This is a genomic window from Microbulbifer variabilis, from assembly GCF_052467165.1.
The window spans coordinates 1260555-1276006 of sequence record NZ_CP174301.1 but is presented as its reverse complement, the minus strand read 5'-3'; the positions used below and the strand labels follow the sequence as shown (position 1 = coordinate 1276006).

Annotated in this window: 15 protein-coding genes; 3 read left to right on the top strand and 12 right to left on the bottom strand. The window is 53.5% G+C overall.

What is annotated here, in order from left to right; translation table 11 throughout:
- Nucleotide 1: 1 nt before the first annotated feature.
- The 6 genes from ACJJIP_RS05585 to ACJJIP_RS05560 all read right to left on the bottom strand — a co-directional run bounded on the left by ACJJIP_RS05585 (nt 2) and on the right by ACJJIP_RS05560 (nt 6721).
- Complete coding sequence (locus tag ACJJIP_RS05585) at nt 2–454, bottom strand: hypothetical protein (protein WP_353376544.1); 453 nt, start codon at nt 452–454, stop codon at nt 2–4.
- A 33-nt stretch (nt 455–487) separates the two neighbouring features.
- Nucleotides 488–1117 (bottom strand): LysE family translocator, encoded by a 630-nt coding sequence (locus ACJJIP_RS05580; RefSeq protein ID WP_353376543.1) that lies wholly within the window; start codon nt 1115–1117, stop codon nt 488–490.
- An 8-nt stretch (nt 1118–1125) separates the two neighbouring features.
- The gene (locus ACJJIP_RS05575) at nt 1126–2037 is read right to left on the bottom strand and encodes a DMT family transporter (protein ID WP_282952854.1); all 912 of its coding nucleotides are present in this window, start codon (nt 2035–2037) and stop codon (nt 1126–1128) included.
- A gap of 79 nt (nt 2038–2116) precedes the next feature.
- Complete coding sequence (gene recJ / locus ACJJIP_RS05570) at nt 2117–3844, bottom strand: single-stranded-DNA-specific exonuclease RecJ (RefSeq protein WP_444946378.1); 1728 nt, start codon at nt 3842–3844, stop codon at nt 2117–2119.
- A gap of 49 nt (nt 3845–3893) precedes the next feature.
- Nucleotides 3894–5306 carry a threonine synthase gene (thrC, locus tag ACJJIP_RS05565; RefSeq protein WP_444946377.1) on the bottom strand — a complete coding sequence of 471 codons (1413 nt, stop codon included), beginning with the start codon at nt 5304–5306 and terminating at the stop codon, nt 3894–3896.
- A 92-nt stretch (nt 5307–5398) separates the two neighbouring features.
- A complete protein-coding gene (locus ACJJIP_RS05560; protein WP_026305096.1) occupies nt 5399–6721 on the bottom strand; it encodes a homoserine dehydrogenase in 1323 nt (440 codons plus the stop codon).
- A 385-nt stretch (nt 6722–7106) separates the two neighbouring features.
- Between ACJJIP_RS05560 and ACJJIP_RS05555 the strand changes: the two genes are divergently transcribed.
- The 3 genes from ACJJIP_RS05555 to aspA all read left to right on the top strand — a co-directional run bounded on the left by ACJJIP_RS05555 (nt 7107) and on the right by aspA (nt 10613).
- The gene (locus ACJJIP_RS05555) at nt 7107–8117 is read left to right on the top strand and encodes a type I asparaginase (RefSeq protein WP_444946376.1); all 1011 of its coding nucleotides are present in this window, start codon (nt 7107–7109) and stop codon (nt 8115–8117) included.
- A gap of 88 nt (nt 8118–8205) precedes the next feature.
- Nucleotides 8206–9021, top strand: a complete 816-nt coding sequence (locus ACJJIP_RS05550) for a helix-turn-helix domain-containing protein (protein ID WP_020413502.1) — start codon at nt 8206–8208, stop codon at nt 9019–9021.
- 125 nt (nt 9022–9146) lie between these two features.
- Complete coding sequence (gene aspA, locus ACJJIP_RS05545) at nt 9147–10613, top strand: aspartate ammonia-lyase (protein ID WP_020413503.1); 1467 nt, start codon at nt 9147–9149, stop codon at nt 10611–10613.
- Between the two features lie 49 nt (nt 10614–10662).
- On the opposite strand, the gene ACJJIP_RS05540 is transcribed toward aspA, so the two are convergent.
- The 6 genes from ACJJIP_RS05540 to ffh form a co-directional block, all read right to left on the bottom strand.
- Complete coding sequence (locus ACJJIP_RS05540; protein ID WP_444946375.1) at nt 10663–11415, bottom strand: DsbC family protein; 753 nt, start codon at nt 11413–11415, stop codon at nt 10663–10665.
- Nucleotides 11416–11805: 390 nt separating this feature from the next.
- Nucleotides 11806–12162 carry a 50S ribosomal protein L19 gene (gene rplS / locus ACJJIP_RS05535; protein WP_281165165.1) on the bottom strand — a complete coding sequence of 119 codons (357 nt, stop codon included), beginning with the start codon at nt 12160–12162 and terminating at the stop codon, nt 11806–11808.
- An 82-nt stretch (nt 12163–12244) separates the two neighbouring features.
- Nucleotides 12245–13000, bottom strand: a complete 756-nt coding sequence (gene trmD, locus ACJJIP_RS05530; RefSeq protein WP_282952849.1) for a tRNA (guanosine(37)-N1)-methyltransferase TrmD — start codon at nt 12998–13000, stop codon at nt 12245–12247.
- 12 nt (nt 13001–13012) lie between these two features.
- Complete coding sequence (rimM, locus tag ACJJIP_RS05525) at nt 13013–13552, bottom strand: ribosome maturation factor RimM (protein ID WP_020413507.1); 540 nt, start codon at nt 13550–13552, stop codon at nt 13013–13015.
- 22 nt (nt 13553–13574) lie between these two features.
- Complete coding sequence (gene rpsP, locus ACJJIP_RS05520; protein WP_026305099.1) at nt 13575–13814, bottom strand: 30S ribosomal protein S16; 240 nt, start codon at nt 13812–13814, stop codon at nt 13575–13577.
- Nucleotides 13815–13970: 156 nt separating this feature from the next.
- Nucleotides 13971–15392, bottom strand: a complete 1422-nt coding sequence (gene ffh, locus ACJJIP_RS05515) for a signal recognition particle protein (RefSeq protein WP_020413509.1) — start codon at nt 15390–15392, stop codon at nt 13971–13973.
- Nucleotides 15393–15452 lie beyond the last annotated feature (60 nt).

The window sequence follows — 15452 nt, the reverse complement described above, 5'->3', positions numbered from 1 at the left end:
TCTAGGCGCTGTTATCGCGACATGCCGCAAATTGGTATTGCACCTGCTCGGCGGGATCGAAACCCAACTCCAACGCTGCATCTAAAGCATCCATACCAACGAGATGCAGCAATATATCTCCGGTAGGGGCCCCACACACTGCCGGGTACATCCTGTCAGTTCGCACGCCACAGCGGGACTCCTGTACCGCAATGCCATTCTCTCGTAATTTGGCCAGGCTCTGTTGTAGTGTCATACCTCCACCTTCACACTGCTTGCGACCGCTTTTGCGATAGACCCAAACCAACTCCCCCGGCCTCGGCGCGGGAGCGCTTGGCGCTACCTCCGGCTGGGTAGGCCCCGGGGTATTTTCCACTTGATTTTCCATTGCCTGCTCCTCCTTGGCACCGCCGCAGGCAGCCACGGCCACCACCAGGGTCAATGCAATCAATGCAGATAGTGTTGTTTTTACCATCGAACTTCCTCCATAAAACGACGACAGCCCAACTCAGGACAGTGCCAGCCAGACTCCCACCAGTAACATCAATGTACCGGAGATGCGATTGATCAAGCGCACATTCTCAGCACGTTCCAGCAGACGACTGAGTGCCTGACCACCTCCAGCGTAAATCAGCAGACACAGGGTTTCCAGCAACAGTATTGTGGCAAGCAGCACGGAGAGTTGCGGCACCAAAGGTTTACTTTGATTGATAAAGGGTGGCAATAAGGCAATGAAAAAAGCCCATCCTTTAGGGTTGGCCACAGCAGTAACAAACCCTTGGGCCACTAACGCTTTAGGCGAAGGCCGTACACGCATAGCCCCCCGGCCTCCGCCATCAATGGCGGCCAATTGCCCTCGCGAGCGCCACATTTGCACGCCCACCCAGGCAAGATAAGCACCGCCACAGTATTTGAAAACCTGAAATACTGTCGGGTACTGCACCATCAGCACTGCAGCCCCAAGCACTGCAGCCAGAGCCACTAGGGCTACTCCCGCCAGCTCACCAACCATCATCCACAAGGTGTGGCGCACCCCCAGTGTAATTCCCAGGCTGAGCGCCAACATCATGCACAATCCCGGTGTTACCGAGGCAAAAAAACTGGCTGGGACAAAAAGCGCGAGTACAGACAGCTCCATTTTACTTCCTAGTGATGGGTACCATTGTGGTTACCGTAATGACTAACAAGCATTCCTGCCAACATAAGGCCACAACCGATAAGCTCACGGGCATTCAGCACTTCATTGAGGAATAGCCAGCCCGCCGCCAGAGCAAACACCGCCTCCAGACTCATAATTACCGTGGCGTGGGAAGGCGCCGCATAGCGCTGGGCCAGCAATTGGAAAGTAAAGGCCAGTGCCGTGGAAAAAATCATCATATAGGCGATGGGCCAGGCTGCATCCACAGCCGACTGTATTGTAGCTTCTTCAGTGAAGAGGGACGCCAGGGCTGACAACAAGCCGCATACCAGGAACTGGATACAGGCGAGACGCAATGCATCGTAGCGCTTCACCAGATGATCGGCCGACAACACCTGTATAGCGAATACGAAGGCACTCGCGAACACCATTAAGTCACCGATTAATTGCGACTCTTCAGCAAAGTCCGCCAGCCAATAGAGGCCGAAAAGGGCAAGAGCAATGCCCACCCAAGTCCAGCGATTGGTTTTGTGGCCGAGGGACAAACCGATCACTGGCACCAATAACAGGTAGAAACCGGTAATAAACCCAGCCCGACCAGCGGTTGTATAGAGCAAGCTCACTTGCTGCAGCGCCGCACCAAGAAACAACCAGAAACCGAGCACAGCACCGCCGGGCAAACAGGCTTTCCAACGATGATTAACATGCTTGCCGCCCACTTCACCGGGCTGGGAATCCCTGCGAGAAGACAACCAATAAACGATCGGCACCAAAATCAGGCCACCGAGAATAAAGCGCCATGCGTTAAATGCCAGCGGCTCAATATCCGCCATAGCGACCTTTTGTGGCACAAAGGCGACACCCCAGAACAGGGCGGCCAATAACAGCAGGACTTCAGCCTGGACTTGTTTCCGTTTCACTTCTTCTACTTCCAACGACGTTTTTAAGCACAGCCGCGAATACGCTCCCCGCACTTCGCGATTTTTGAAAAGGTGACTCTTATACCGCCTCCAGCAGGTTCACCATTAACTGTAGGGATTCCCGCCCGCGAAATTCATTGACATCCAACTTGTAGGCCAAACGCACTCTTTCGGCAGCCTGCGGCCACTGATCTATGTCCACATTAAAGGCGATGGCATCCAGTGCCAGTTGCGGAGCCTGTGGTGGGGCAACCACCATTTTTAGGTGGCGCTCACCAACGATTCGCTGTTGCAGCAGCAGAAACTCCCCATCGAAGACCGGCTCGGGAAACGCCTGGCCCCAAGGGGCGCAGGCGCGCAACAAGGCTGCAGTTTGCAGGGTGTAATCTGCAATATCCAATTCACCATCAGAGTCGATCACTGCCTGTAATTGATTTTCATCCAGGCGGTTGCGCACTGCCCGCTCAAACTCGGTACGAAAGGCACTGAGGTGCTCCGCCGGCAAGCTCAAACCCGCGGCCATGGCGTGACCGCCGAATTTACTGATCAATTCAGGATTGGCTGCAGCCACATCGCTCAGGGCATCGCGGATATGTAACCCGGGAATGGAGCGCGCAGAGCCTTTCACCAGGCCATTATCCCCCTCTGCAAAGGCAATTACCGGGCGGTGGAATTTCTCCTTGATACGGCTGGCGAGGATGCCCACTACCCCCTGGTGCCAATTAGTATCGTAGAGGCAAAGACTCCAGGGAATCTCCCCCTCAAGCTGTAGTTCTTCCAACGCCGCCAGGGCTTCCCGCTGCATACCCTGCTCTATTGCCTTGCGGTCCCGGTTGAGCCTATCCAGCTCCCCCGCCAGCTCTCGGGCCTCATTGGGATCGCGGGTCAGGAGGCAGCGGATGCCGGTACCAATATCATCCAGGCGCCCGGCAGCATTGATCCGCGGCCCCAGGGTAAAACCGATATCTGTAGTGGAAAGCCTTCGCTGATCGCGCCCCGCCACTTCCAACAGCGCGGAAATCCCGGGCCGGCAACGGCCGGAGCGGATACGGGCGATACCCTGGTGCACCAGGATGCGATTGTTATGATCCAGAGGCACCAAATCTGCCACAGTGCCTAATGCCACCAGGTCGAGGTACTCAGCCATATTCGGCGGGGCTATGCCACTCTGTTCAAACCAGCCGCACTCCTGCAGAGCACTGCGTAGGCGGCTCAACAGATAGAAAATCACTCCCACACCGGCGAGATTCTTGCTGGGAAAATCACAGTCCGGTTGGTTTGGATTGACGATGGCATCAGCCTCTGGCAACTCACTGCCCGGCAGGTGGTGATCGGTTACGATCACCGTCATCCCCGCCGCCTTGGCCGCTGCAACTCCATCGATGCTGCTGATGCCGTTATCTACTGTGACCAGCATATCCGGGGCATAATCTTTGGCCACTTCAACGATTTCCGGGGTCAACCCATAGCCGAAATCGAAGCGGTTCGGCACGAGGAAGTCAACACCCGACGCTCCCATGGCCCCCAACGCCAGTACGGCGAGCGTGCTGCTGGTGGCACCATCGGCATCGAAGTCACCGACAATCAAGATCTTCTGTTGCGCTCGCACGGTTTCCACCAGCAGTGTCACCGCTGTATCCAGCCCCCGCATCAACTGAGGTTGCTGCAGCTTGGCGAGACTGTGGTTCAGGGCCTCCTCGCTGACGATACCGCGACCAAGCAGCACCCTCTGCAAAATTTTGGGAGTTTCAGAAGCAAAACGGCCAGTGGAAAAATCCACTGGCCGCCGCTGAATTGTTGTATTCATTCTCTCTCAGCTATTTTTAATCCGGCCGCCAAGTCCCTCGCTGCGCCAGCTAGTGCCCTTCGGACAACATGGTCGCCATATAGTCGTGCACTTGGGACAAGTCGTTGGGCAGCACCTTGAATCGCTCTTCGCGCTGCCAGAGGTCCTGCATATGTGCCGGTAAGGGAATTTTAGTTTGTGGCAGTGCCTGCGCCACAGCATCGGGGAATTTTGCCGGGTGTGCAGTGGATAAGCAAACCATTGGCTGCTCAGCAGAGCGGCGCACCCTTCTTGCGGCCTCGACACCAATAGCGGTATGGGGATCGAGCAGATAGCCGGTCGCCTGGTACTGCTCACGAATCACCTCAATAGTACGCGCATCGTCGACCCTATAGCTGGAAAATGTCTTTTGGGCCTGCGCCAGGGCCGATTCGCTCAAGTGCATAGGTACACTGCGATCTGCCAGCAACTCCGCCACTGCGGCACCATCGCGGCCGTAGAGATCAAACAGCAGGCGCTCAAAATTGCTCGACACCATGATATCCATGCTGGGCGACAGGCTGTGTATCAGCGGCTTAGGGGTGTGGTCGTTATCGCTGATGCATCGGTGCAGGATATCGTTGGCATTAGTGGCGATCACCAGTTGATCGATAGGCAACCCCATCCGCTTCGCCAGGTAACCGGCAAAAATATCGCCAAAGTTGCCAGTGGGCACGGAGAAATTTACCGTTTTATCTGATGCGCCCAGGCGCAAGGCCGCGTAAAAGTAGTAGACAATCTGCGCCATAATACGCGCCCAATTAATGGAGTTCACCGCCACTAAACGGCGCCCATCGGGTAAAAAGGACTGGTTGGCGAAGCTGGCCTTCACCATATTCTGGCAATCGTCGAAATTACCTTCCATGGCGATATTGAACACATTGTCCGACAACACCGTGGTCATCTGCCGGCGCTGCACCTCTGAGACCCGGTTATGGGGATGCAAAATAAAAATATCGACATTGTCGCAGTGGCGGCAGCCTTCAATCGCCGCCGAACCGGTATCCCCGGAAGTAGCTCCCATCACCACCACGCGCTCACCACGCTTTTTCAGCAGGTGGTCGAACAACTGACCGAGAAACTGCAGGGCAAAATCTTTAAAGGCCAGAGTTGGGCCGTGGAAAAGCTCCAGAATCCACTCGTTGGTATCGGTCTGCACCAAAGGCGCTACCGCCCTGTGACGAAACTGACCCTGCCCCAAACCATAGGAGCGCTCGATAATATCGCGTAGCTCCCGCTCATTGAGATCCTCTCCCACAAACGGCCGGATAATTTCAAAAGCCAGCTGCTGGTAATCCAGACCCGCCATAGCCGCAATATCCTCTCGGGAAAATTGCGGCAGTGACTCCGGTACATAGAGGCCGCCATCACTGGCAAGCCCGGTGAGAACAGTATCGGCAAAAGAGAGAGACGGCGCGCGGCCGCGAGTGCTGATAAATTTCACGGTGTTAATTGGCTCTCAAACTTAGCGGGATGTACAGAAAACTGGCAACGCTCCTCTCGGGAACAGCACCAAATAAGCGACAAAGGTAAGGATCAGCCAAGGCTTTCCACGCGAATTCGCACCACATCACCCTCAACCGTATCCAGGGCTTCAATCTGAGCGACTGCTTCACGCAGGCAGGCCTCCCTGGCGCGGCTGGTCAGGATCACCACCGGCACCAACTCCTCACCCTCCGAAGGCTCGTGCTGAATCAAGGCCTCAATACTAATACCCTGATCACTGCAAATAGTGGCCACCTTAGACATAACACCGGGCTTATCATGGGCAGATATGCGCAGATAATAGCTGGTAACCACCTCTTCTTCCGGCAGCACCTGAGTATCTCCCTGCTCGGTAAGTGCCACCCCGGCAGCGGGCACTCGCTGGTCTGGCCTGGCATCGAGGGTACGCGCCACATCGACAATATCGGCAATCACAGCTGAAGCTGTGGCCTCCGCACCAGCACCAGCGCCGTAATACAGGGTCGGCCCAACCGCATCACCATTCACAAGCACAGCGTTCATAACCCCATTTACATTGGCAATCAGGCGGCGCTGGGGGATCAGTGTCGGATGTACTCGCAGCTCCACCCCTTGATCTGTACGGCGGGCAATACCCAAATGCTTGATTCTATAGCCGAGTTCATCGGCATAGCGGATGTCTTCGCTGGAGATGCGGCTGATGCCCTCGGTATACACCTTGTCGAAAGCGAGCGGCATAGTGAATGCCAGAGAAGCCATAATCACCAGCTTGTGCGCTGCATCAATACCTTCCACATCGAAAGTGGGATCGGCCTCCGCATAGCCGAGCGCTTGCGCCTGGGACAGCGCCTCAGCGAAGCTGCGGCCCTTATCGCGCATTTCGGTGAGAATATAGTTACCCGTGCCGTTTATAATACCCGCGAGCCACTGAATCCGGTTGCCGACCAGCCCCTCGCGCAAGGATTTTATAATCGGAATACCCCCAGCCACGGCAGCCTCATAGGCAATAGTGACTCCTTTGCTGGCAGCTAACTCAAACAGTTCATTGCCATGCTCGGCTATCAGCGCTTTGTTAGCAGTAACAACATGCTTGCCATTCTCTATGGCTGCTAATACCAGCTCACGGGCCACAGTAGTGCCACCGATTAACTCCACCAGAATGTCGACATCGGGATTGTTGGCAACATCGAAAATTTCCCGCGTTACATTCAGTCGGCTGGTGTCACAGTCCGGGTTATCCCGGCGCGCCCCAACCTGCTCAATAGCCACCGGGCGCCCACAGCGTGCGGCCACTTCCTCCGCATTGCGTGCCAGGACATTGATCGTCCCACCACCCACTGTGCCCAGGCCGCACACACCAATTCTCACTGCACGCTGCGTTTTTCCTGCAACCACCTGACCAACTGCCCCCGCAGACTCTTCAATTGTTGCGCTCACAAATTCCCTCCGCGCATTTGCTCCCGGCCCAACGTAACCACACTAAAATATCACTCCGGGGCACAGCGCAATAAATATCAACAAAGTCGACAAAAGATCGACAACCTTACCGAGAGATACGCAATAAATCCAATTAAATTGCGCACCGGCTTTAGGCATCCTCAAATAAGAGTATTTGACACTTCTGTCACCATAAAACACTTCTTGAAACAGATACCATCCTCAGTAGATGCTATATAAGCATCTACTAGCATCAGGTGCCAACAACCTGCGAAATTGCATATACCGCGCCTTTTCCAGAAAAATGGGCGCCCTGAAAACTGACTCAGATAGCGGTCGAGTAATGAAAAAAACTCTTATCCTGTACACTGGCGGAACCCTGGGCATGCGTCGAAGCGAGTCCGGCTACATCCCGGATGCCGATTTGGAAGGCGCTCTAGGACGCCTTTTACAAGATGCCATTGGCCAGCTCCCAAGCTATGACTTTCAGGCTCTCGACCCACTGCTGGATAGCGCTAATATGCAGCCTCGGGACTGGTATCGTATTGCCACCCTGATACGCGACAACTATAGCCAGTACTCCGGCTTTGTCGTGTTGCACGGTACCGACACCATGGCCTATACCGCATCCGCACTCTCTTTTGCGCTTCAGGGCCTGGCCAAACCAGTACTGGTTACCGGCTCGCAGATTCCCCTGAGGGAGATGCGAAGCGATGCTTACAACAACCTGATTGCCGCCCTTTTGCTCAGTGGTTCCGATGAAATCAAGGAGGCCTGCCTCTACTTCAACGGCAAACTGTTGCGAGGCAACCGCGCTGTTAAAGTGAGTTCAGGCTCACTGGATGCCTTTACCAGCCCGAACTATCCATGCCTTGGTGAAGTGGGCATTCAGATCAATATTGATCGCAACGCCCTACTGGAACCCGGTGATGCTACACAATTCCAAATCCCGGAATCCGCTGATGGCGATGTTGTACTAATAAAGCTTTTCCCCGGCATTTCCTCCCTCTTCCTCAGTAAGGTCATTGAACATCGCCCGCGAGGCCTGGTGATAGAGACCTATGGTACCGGTAATGCACCCACCGATGACTGTGCCTTTACCTCACAACTGGAGAAAGCTACGGAGTTGGGCATTATCTGTGTAGCCGTATCCCAGTGCCTCGAAAATGTAGTAGACCTAGGCAAGTATGCAGCGGGCTCTGCCTTATTACGTGCAGGTGTTATTGGTGGATTGGATATGACCAGCGAAGCTTGTTTTGCCAAGTTAAATCACTTATTAGCTATGGGCTATCCAACCGATAAAATCAAAGAACTGATGGAAACTTCACTGTGTGGAGAGTGTACTCCCAGTTAAATAGAGTACGAAATCAGCATACCCAGGGAGTGGTTAACAAAATATTGGGAAGGATTTTCCGGGCATTGGAACCAGAAGCAGATAATCGATGAGTAACGACTTCTCACAAAACTTGCGCCTTTTGTGCAGTTTCTACCGCTCAATCGCCGAAGTGTGCAGGCGTATGGAGGTTAATCGGGCACAATTTAATAAATATCTGAATGGTCATACCCAACCTTCGCAGTACACTCTCAATAAAATCTGCCATTTTTTTGGGGTTGAGCCTCACGAAATTATGATGCCTCATGAACAGTTTGATCAGATTGTTCGTGTACGCAGCACACCCTCAAGTACAAAAGAAGCAATACGCCCATACAGTCCGGATATCGACATTCTCATGCGTGAATCCCAGGGCCGGGCGGATAAGTACCTGGGCTTCTATTTTGAGTATCACTACTCCATGACCTTTCCGGATCATATTGTTCGCAGCCTGCTACATATAGAGTCCGATGGAGATGGCTATTACTTCCAGCGCTTTGAGCGTATGCGCTATCCAAACAGGGAGGAATGGTACAAATCCCGCTATAAGGGAATGCTCTTTTTTCTTTCTGAGCGCATATTCCTGATTGGTTACGAAGCCCTGACACGAAATGAGATAGCACAAACTATTCTCTACCCAACCTATAAGAGCCGCGTCAGTTATTTATCAGGCCTCAAGCTTGGTGCTTCCGCCAATGACAGGCGGGAACCCGTCTGCACCAAAGTGGTTTTGGAGTCCCTTGGACGAAATATCAGTATTAAAAATGCATTGAAGCTTTGCGGCGTTTTTGGTCCGGACTCAGGTGAAATCAACCCGAATATCCGTGAAAACATCCAGACCTCAACTACTGAAGGCCCGCAGAATTTTTTTGCCACCCCACTTTAAACAACAAGGCCCCTTTTCACTTAAGGGGGCAATTTACCACAACAAAAAGGCGAACCTCAGAGCAAAGTAAACCTTGCTCTCTACGCGCTCGCCCACATGCAGATAAAGAGAAAACAGGAATCAATATGACCAATGATTTCCATACACTAAAACCCATGCCCGTATTCAGCGCCGGCAGCGCAACACGAGTTGAGCGCGACCTGCTGGGGGAGCGTGAAGTGCCTGCAGATGTTTATTTTGGCATCCAGACACTGCGCGCCCTGGAAAATTTCCAGATAACGGGAATTACCGTGAATCACTTCCCCAACCTGGTAAAAGCCCTGGCGATGGTCAAAAAGGCTGCGGCACAGGCCAACCGGGAACTGGGCTATCTTGAAAACAACCTGCAAACAGCCATTGCGGGCGCCTGTGATGAAATTATCGACGGCAAACTGCACGACCAGTTTCTTGTGGACATGATTCAGGGGGGGGCCGGCACCTCCACCAATATGAATGCCAATGAAGTTATAGCTAATCGCGCACTGGAGCTGTTGGGGCATAGTAAAGGCGAATACCAAAAAGCCCACCCTAACAACCACGTAAACCTGTCACAGTCCACTAACGATGTTTACCCAACCTCCATCAACCTGGCCGTACTGCTTAGCTACAACGATTTGGTACAGTCTATGGAGGTTCTCTGTGTCGAATTCGATAAAAAGGCCGAAGAATTCGCTCAGGTTATAAAAATGGGGCGTACCCAGCTGCAAGATGCTGTCCCCATGACTCTGGGGCAAGAGTTTGCTGCCTTCGCCGCAACCGTTCGTGAAGATGTCGCCAGAGTCAAGGAGCTGGTGACACTGTTTACAGAAATCAATATGGGCGGTACCGCGATTGGCACAGGCATCAATACTGACCCCGAGTACCGCCAGTTAGTTGTTTCAGCCCTTTCTGAAATTTCCGGCATAGATTTTGTCTGCGCAGAAAATCTGGTTGAGGCGACTTCCGATATGGGCGCCTTCGTAATGTTTTCCGGCGTGATGAAACGTATCGCGGTAAAAATCTCAAAAATTTGCAGCGACCTGCGCTTATTATCCAGCGGCCCACGCGCCGGCCTCAATGAAATCAACCTCCCACCAATGCAGCCCGGCTCATCGATTATGCCCGGCAAGGTAAACCCCGTAATTCCAGAAGTGGTTAACCAGGTCGCCTACCAGGTAATTGGCAACGATCTGACCATTACCCTGGCAGCAGAGTCCGGCCAGCTACAGTTAAACGTTATGGAACCTGTAATCGCCTTTAACCTGCTGCAGTCTATGCGACTGATGACTCAAGCTATGGATACCCTGGCACAACGCTGTATCAGTGGCATCACCGCCAATGAGGAGCACTGCCTGCAGATGGTGGAAAACAGCATTGGCCTGATCACTGCGGTAAATCCATTTATCGGCTACGAAAATGCGACCCGTATAGCCAAACAAGCATTGATTACCGGGGCCAGCGTGAAACAGCTAATTTTAGAAGATGGGCTGCTAAGCGAGGAGGAACTCAATGATATTCTTGCTCCGGAAAATATGACCCAACCCAGGAAAGTATCCTTGAAAAGCCCTGCTTAATAGAGAGACGCCGGCAGCTCAGCTGCCGGCTTATCAGGCTCGGAAAGGATTAAATACCCAGCTCCTTAACTAAAGATGCCGGCGGTAGATAACCCGGTACCACTCGACCATCTTCCATTACGATAGTAGGCGTACCACGGACATCAATCGCCTCATTGCCGAGCTTGTATTGAGCCGCCACTGGATTGTTATCGCAAACCTTAAGGGGCACATTCTCCCGGTTTTTCAGAGCGGTCAATGTTTTATTACTGTCGTCAGCACACCATGCGGTAGCGAGCTTGCGGTACCCCAGAGACTGCAAACCACCTCTCGGGAACGCTAGGTAGCGCACCTCAATACCACGTTTATTCAGCTCAGGCACATCCTGGTGCAGCTTGCGGCAATAACCACAATCCACATCGGTAAATACATAGATGCTCGCCTTGGCCTCCCCCTTCGGAGAGAACACAATCATGTCCTTAACATCCTGATTGCCCATCACCTTGGCCCGATGACCGGCCCTACGCGTCTCAGAGAGGTTAGCGAGGCCACCTCCACTCTTCACCTGAAACAAGTCGCCGTAGATAAAATGACCGCCGTCTTCTGAGACAAATAGGGTAGTGTTGCCACCATCTACATCCACCTCATAGAGTCCTCTAATTGGGCTCTTACGCACATCGCCATAAGTGGCCTTGGGGTTACCAGTCTCCAGGCGAGCCTTTATGGCTTTTGCAACATTTGCGTCGACTTCCGCCAGGGCCGCAGATCCAAGCAGGCCGAGCAGTAAACCAGCGAATGCTAGTGGCTTCTTGATAAGCATCATTACCGATTGCTCCTTAAATTCTCAATGGGCTTCGACTCAAACGTCGGCCTTCAGTTCCAGCCAGTATGGCAGCTAATTACCGTAACCGGTCTCAATGGCGCGTTTTAACATATTCAGGCACAGGGAACTACGCCCTAATACCAAGGTTGTGAGCTGAACAACCGAAACTTACAAATATTTGTTTTTATGTGAGGATTGGGATTTCCGGGCCTCACCAGCCTTTATCCACCACCGGCTGGCCACTCACTTACCCTGCCAGGTTGGCGGTCACTCCCACAAGAGCTGATTAGAGGGTAAATGACCTAAGGGTCCCATCGCTCAAAATCTATCAGGCACAAAAAAGCCGGGGCCATTTGGCCCCGGCTTTTTCGTGAGCTGCTAGAGAAGTACTTAGTTAAGCTTCTCTTTGATACGCGCCGCTTTACCAGTCAGGTTGCGCAGGTAGTACAACTTAGCCTGACGCACGTCACCACGACGCTTCACCTTAATACTGTCAACCAGCGGGCTGTGAGTTTGGAAAGTACGCTCTACACCAACGCCATGGGAGATTTTACGCACGGTGAAAGAGGAGTTCAGGCCACGGTTACGCTTACCGATAACCACACCTTCAAACGCCTGCAGACGCTCACGGTTACCCTCTTTTACTTTTACCTGAACGATTACAGTGTCGCCCGGTGCGAAAGGAGGTACTTCGCTCTTCAGCTGTTCCTGCTCCAGCTGTTGGATAATTTTGTTAGTCATTTGGATTTGCTCCCAAATAGAGTTTGTGTAGCTTCTCAGCTAGTTCACCGAACTACTCCCGCCTCCCGGCGAATCCGGCATCAATTTTTTAGGACTTCTGCTCCTGCTGAATTTCCTCCAGCAACTGCTTCTGCTCCTTATTCAGCTCCATCCCTTCCAAAAGGTCAGGGCGGCGCTGTTGTGTGCGCACCAGTGCCTGCTTGAGGCGCCAACGGCGTATTCTTTCATGGTTGCCCGAGAGCAACACTTCCGGCACCGCTACGCCCCGGTACTGCTCTGGCCGGGTGTAGTGGGGACAGTCCAGCAGCCCCGAGGAAAAAGAGTCCTCAACTGCAGACTGATCGTGTCCTAAAGCACCGGGAATCAGGCGGGTAATCGCATCCACCATCACCATAGCAGCCAATTCGCCACCGCTAAGGACATAGTCACCAATAGACCACTCTTCGTCGATCATTGATTCGACAATGCGCTCATCTATCCCCTCATAGCGCCCAGCCAGCAGAACCAGATTGCCAGCTTCGGAAAGGTCTTCGACCCCGCGCTGATCCAGTTGCCGCCCTTGGGGAGACAGATAGATACTTCGTACAGCCTTACCATCCTCACCGGCCCAGCTGCGAGCAGCCTGTAAAGCCTGGTAAAGGGGTTCAGCCATCATCACCATTCCGGGACCACCGCCGTAAGGTCGATCATCCACAGTGCGGTGTTTGTCACTGGTGAACTCCCGAGGGTTCCAGCAGCGCACTTCCAACAGGCCATCTTTCACAGCCCGGCCGCTGACGCCATACTCGGTCAATGCGGCAAACATTTCCGGGAAAATGCTTACCAGAGCGATTCTTTTTGTCATCGCCCAAACGCCTTAAAAAGCCGGGTCCCAGTCGACGGTAATTACACCGGCTTCCAGGTCAATATCTGCAATAAACTGGTCTGGCAAATAGGGAATCAAGCGCTCGCGCTTATCATCACCTCCGCGCACCACCAACACATCATTGGCGCCAGTTTCCATCATGCGTGCGACAATACCAAAGTCGTGCTCTCCGCCGTTGAAACGGCTGATAACCCGTAAACCTTCGAGCTGGTGCCAGTAGTACTCGCCCTGCCCCAGTTCCGGCATAAGATCACGCGCAACAGCAATATCACGCTGGCAAAGTTGAGCCGCTAAATCGCGGTCATCCACGCCTTTCACATGTACAATCAATCCCTTTCCGTGACGCTTACCAGCGTCGACTTCCAGGGCCTCCCAGCCTTTCGGCCCCCGCAACCACCAATTGGGGAATTGCAGGATGTTGTCCATCGGCTCGGTATAGGAGTGAACCTTGACCCAGCCGCGCACACCATAAACGGTAGTCACGCGCCCTACAGTGACCAATTGATCGGAGTTCTCACCGCTATTCGTCACAGGCGCACCACTTACGCGCAAATTAAGCGGATTCTTTCAGCAGCTTGCTGACGCGGTCAGAAACCTGTGCGCCGCGGCCCAGCCAAAAGTCAACGCGCTCACGATCGATACGCAGACGCTCTTCCTGGCCACGAGCAACCGGGTTGAAGAATCCAACACGCTCAATGAAACGACCGTCGCGGGAATTGCGGCTGTCGGTTACGGTCAGGTGATAGAACGGACGCTTTTTAGCGCCGCCACGAGCCAAACGAATGGTTACCATGTAACTTTCCTGTAGATTCAAATACTGGATGGCTGTGTTGAGCAGCCACCTATACAACTTCGCCGGCAGCTCACCCAGCGAAAGGCGGCGTATTCTAATGTACCGCAGGGGATTTGTATAGCGATTCATCGGGCCGCAACAGCGGCCCAAAAGGCACTATTTCTTCTTAAAACCAGGAGGCAAACCACCAGGCAGGCCGCCCATGCCGCCAACACCTCCGGGCATACCGCCACCCATGCCAGGCAGGCCGCCAAGGCCGCGCATCATTTTGCCCATACCGCCGCCTTTGAGCTTCTTCATCATTTTACCCATCTGCTTGTGCTGCTTGAGCAGACGATTCAAATCCTGTAACTGGGTGCCGGAACCGGCCACAATGCGGCGCTTACGCGAACCGTTAAGCAGCTCAGGGTTACGGCGCTCAGCGGGGGTCATAGAGGAAATAATCGCATCCATTCGCTTGAACTCTTTGCCCATATCAGCCTGCTGGGCTGCCTGGGCAACGCCTCCCATGCCCGGCATTTTTTCAAGCAATGAACCAAAGCCACCCATATTCTGCATTTGCTGTAGCTGATCGCGAAGATCCTCAAGGTCAAAACCTTTACCCTTCTGGACTTTCTTAACCAGCTTTTCTGCCTTCTCCTTATCGATTTTTTGCTCAGCCTCTTCGATCAGAGACAGAATATCGCCCATTCCCAAAATACGGGAGGCAATTCGATCTGGGTGGAAGGTCTCCAGAGCGTCAGTTTTTTCACCGACACCGATAAACTTGATCGGCTTACCAGTCACATGACGCACAGACAACGCCGCACCACCGCGGGCATCACCGTCAGCTTTTGTCAGGATAACCCCAGTCAGCGGCAGGGCTTCATTAAAGGCACTAGCAGTGTTCACCGCGTCCTGACCGATCATCGCATCAATCACAAACAGGGTTTCTGCAGGGTTTAGCTCACTGTGTAGTTCGCGAATCTCGTCCATCAGCTGACTATCAATATGCAGACGACCAGCGGTATCGACGATAAGCACATCAGCAAACTGTTTGCGCGCAGCATCTACAGCACCTTTGGCGATATCCAAAGGCTTCTGCTCAGCCTCCGACGGGTGAAACAATGCACCCACTTCACCCGCCAGAGTCTCCAATTGCTTGATTGCGGCAGGGCGGTACACATCCGCACTCACCACCATTACCTTTTTCTTTTCCCGCTCCTGCAGGTACTTGGCCAGTTTGGCAACACTGGTGGTCTTACCGGCACCCTGCAAACCCGCCATCAGGATTACTGCTGGGGGCTGGACAGCAAGGTTAAGTGGCTCAGCAGCGGCCCCCATCACCTTAACCAGCTCATCCTGAACAATCTTGACGAACTGCTGCCCCGGATTCAGAGCCTTGCTAACCTTCTGCCCCACAGCTGCCGTGCGCACCTGCTGCACGAAAGCCTTAACCACTGGCAAGGCGACATCCGCCTCTAGCAGAGCCTTGCGTACCTCACGCAAGGTGTCGCGGATATTGTCATCGGTCAGGCGCGCCTTGCCGGTGACTTTCTTTAGGGCCGCCGATAAGCGGTCACTCAGGTTATCGAACATAAATTCGTCTCGATGTCTCCGATTGCGGATTGGACCCCAGTGCGGAGGGCCGCGAAATTT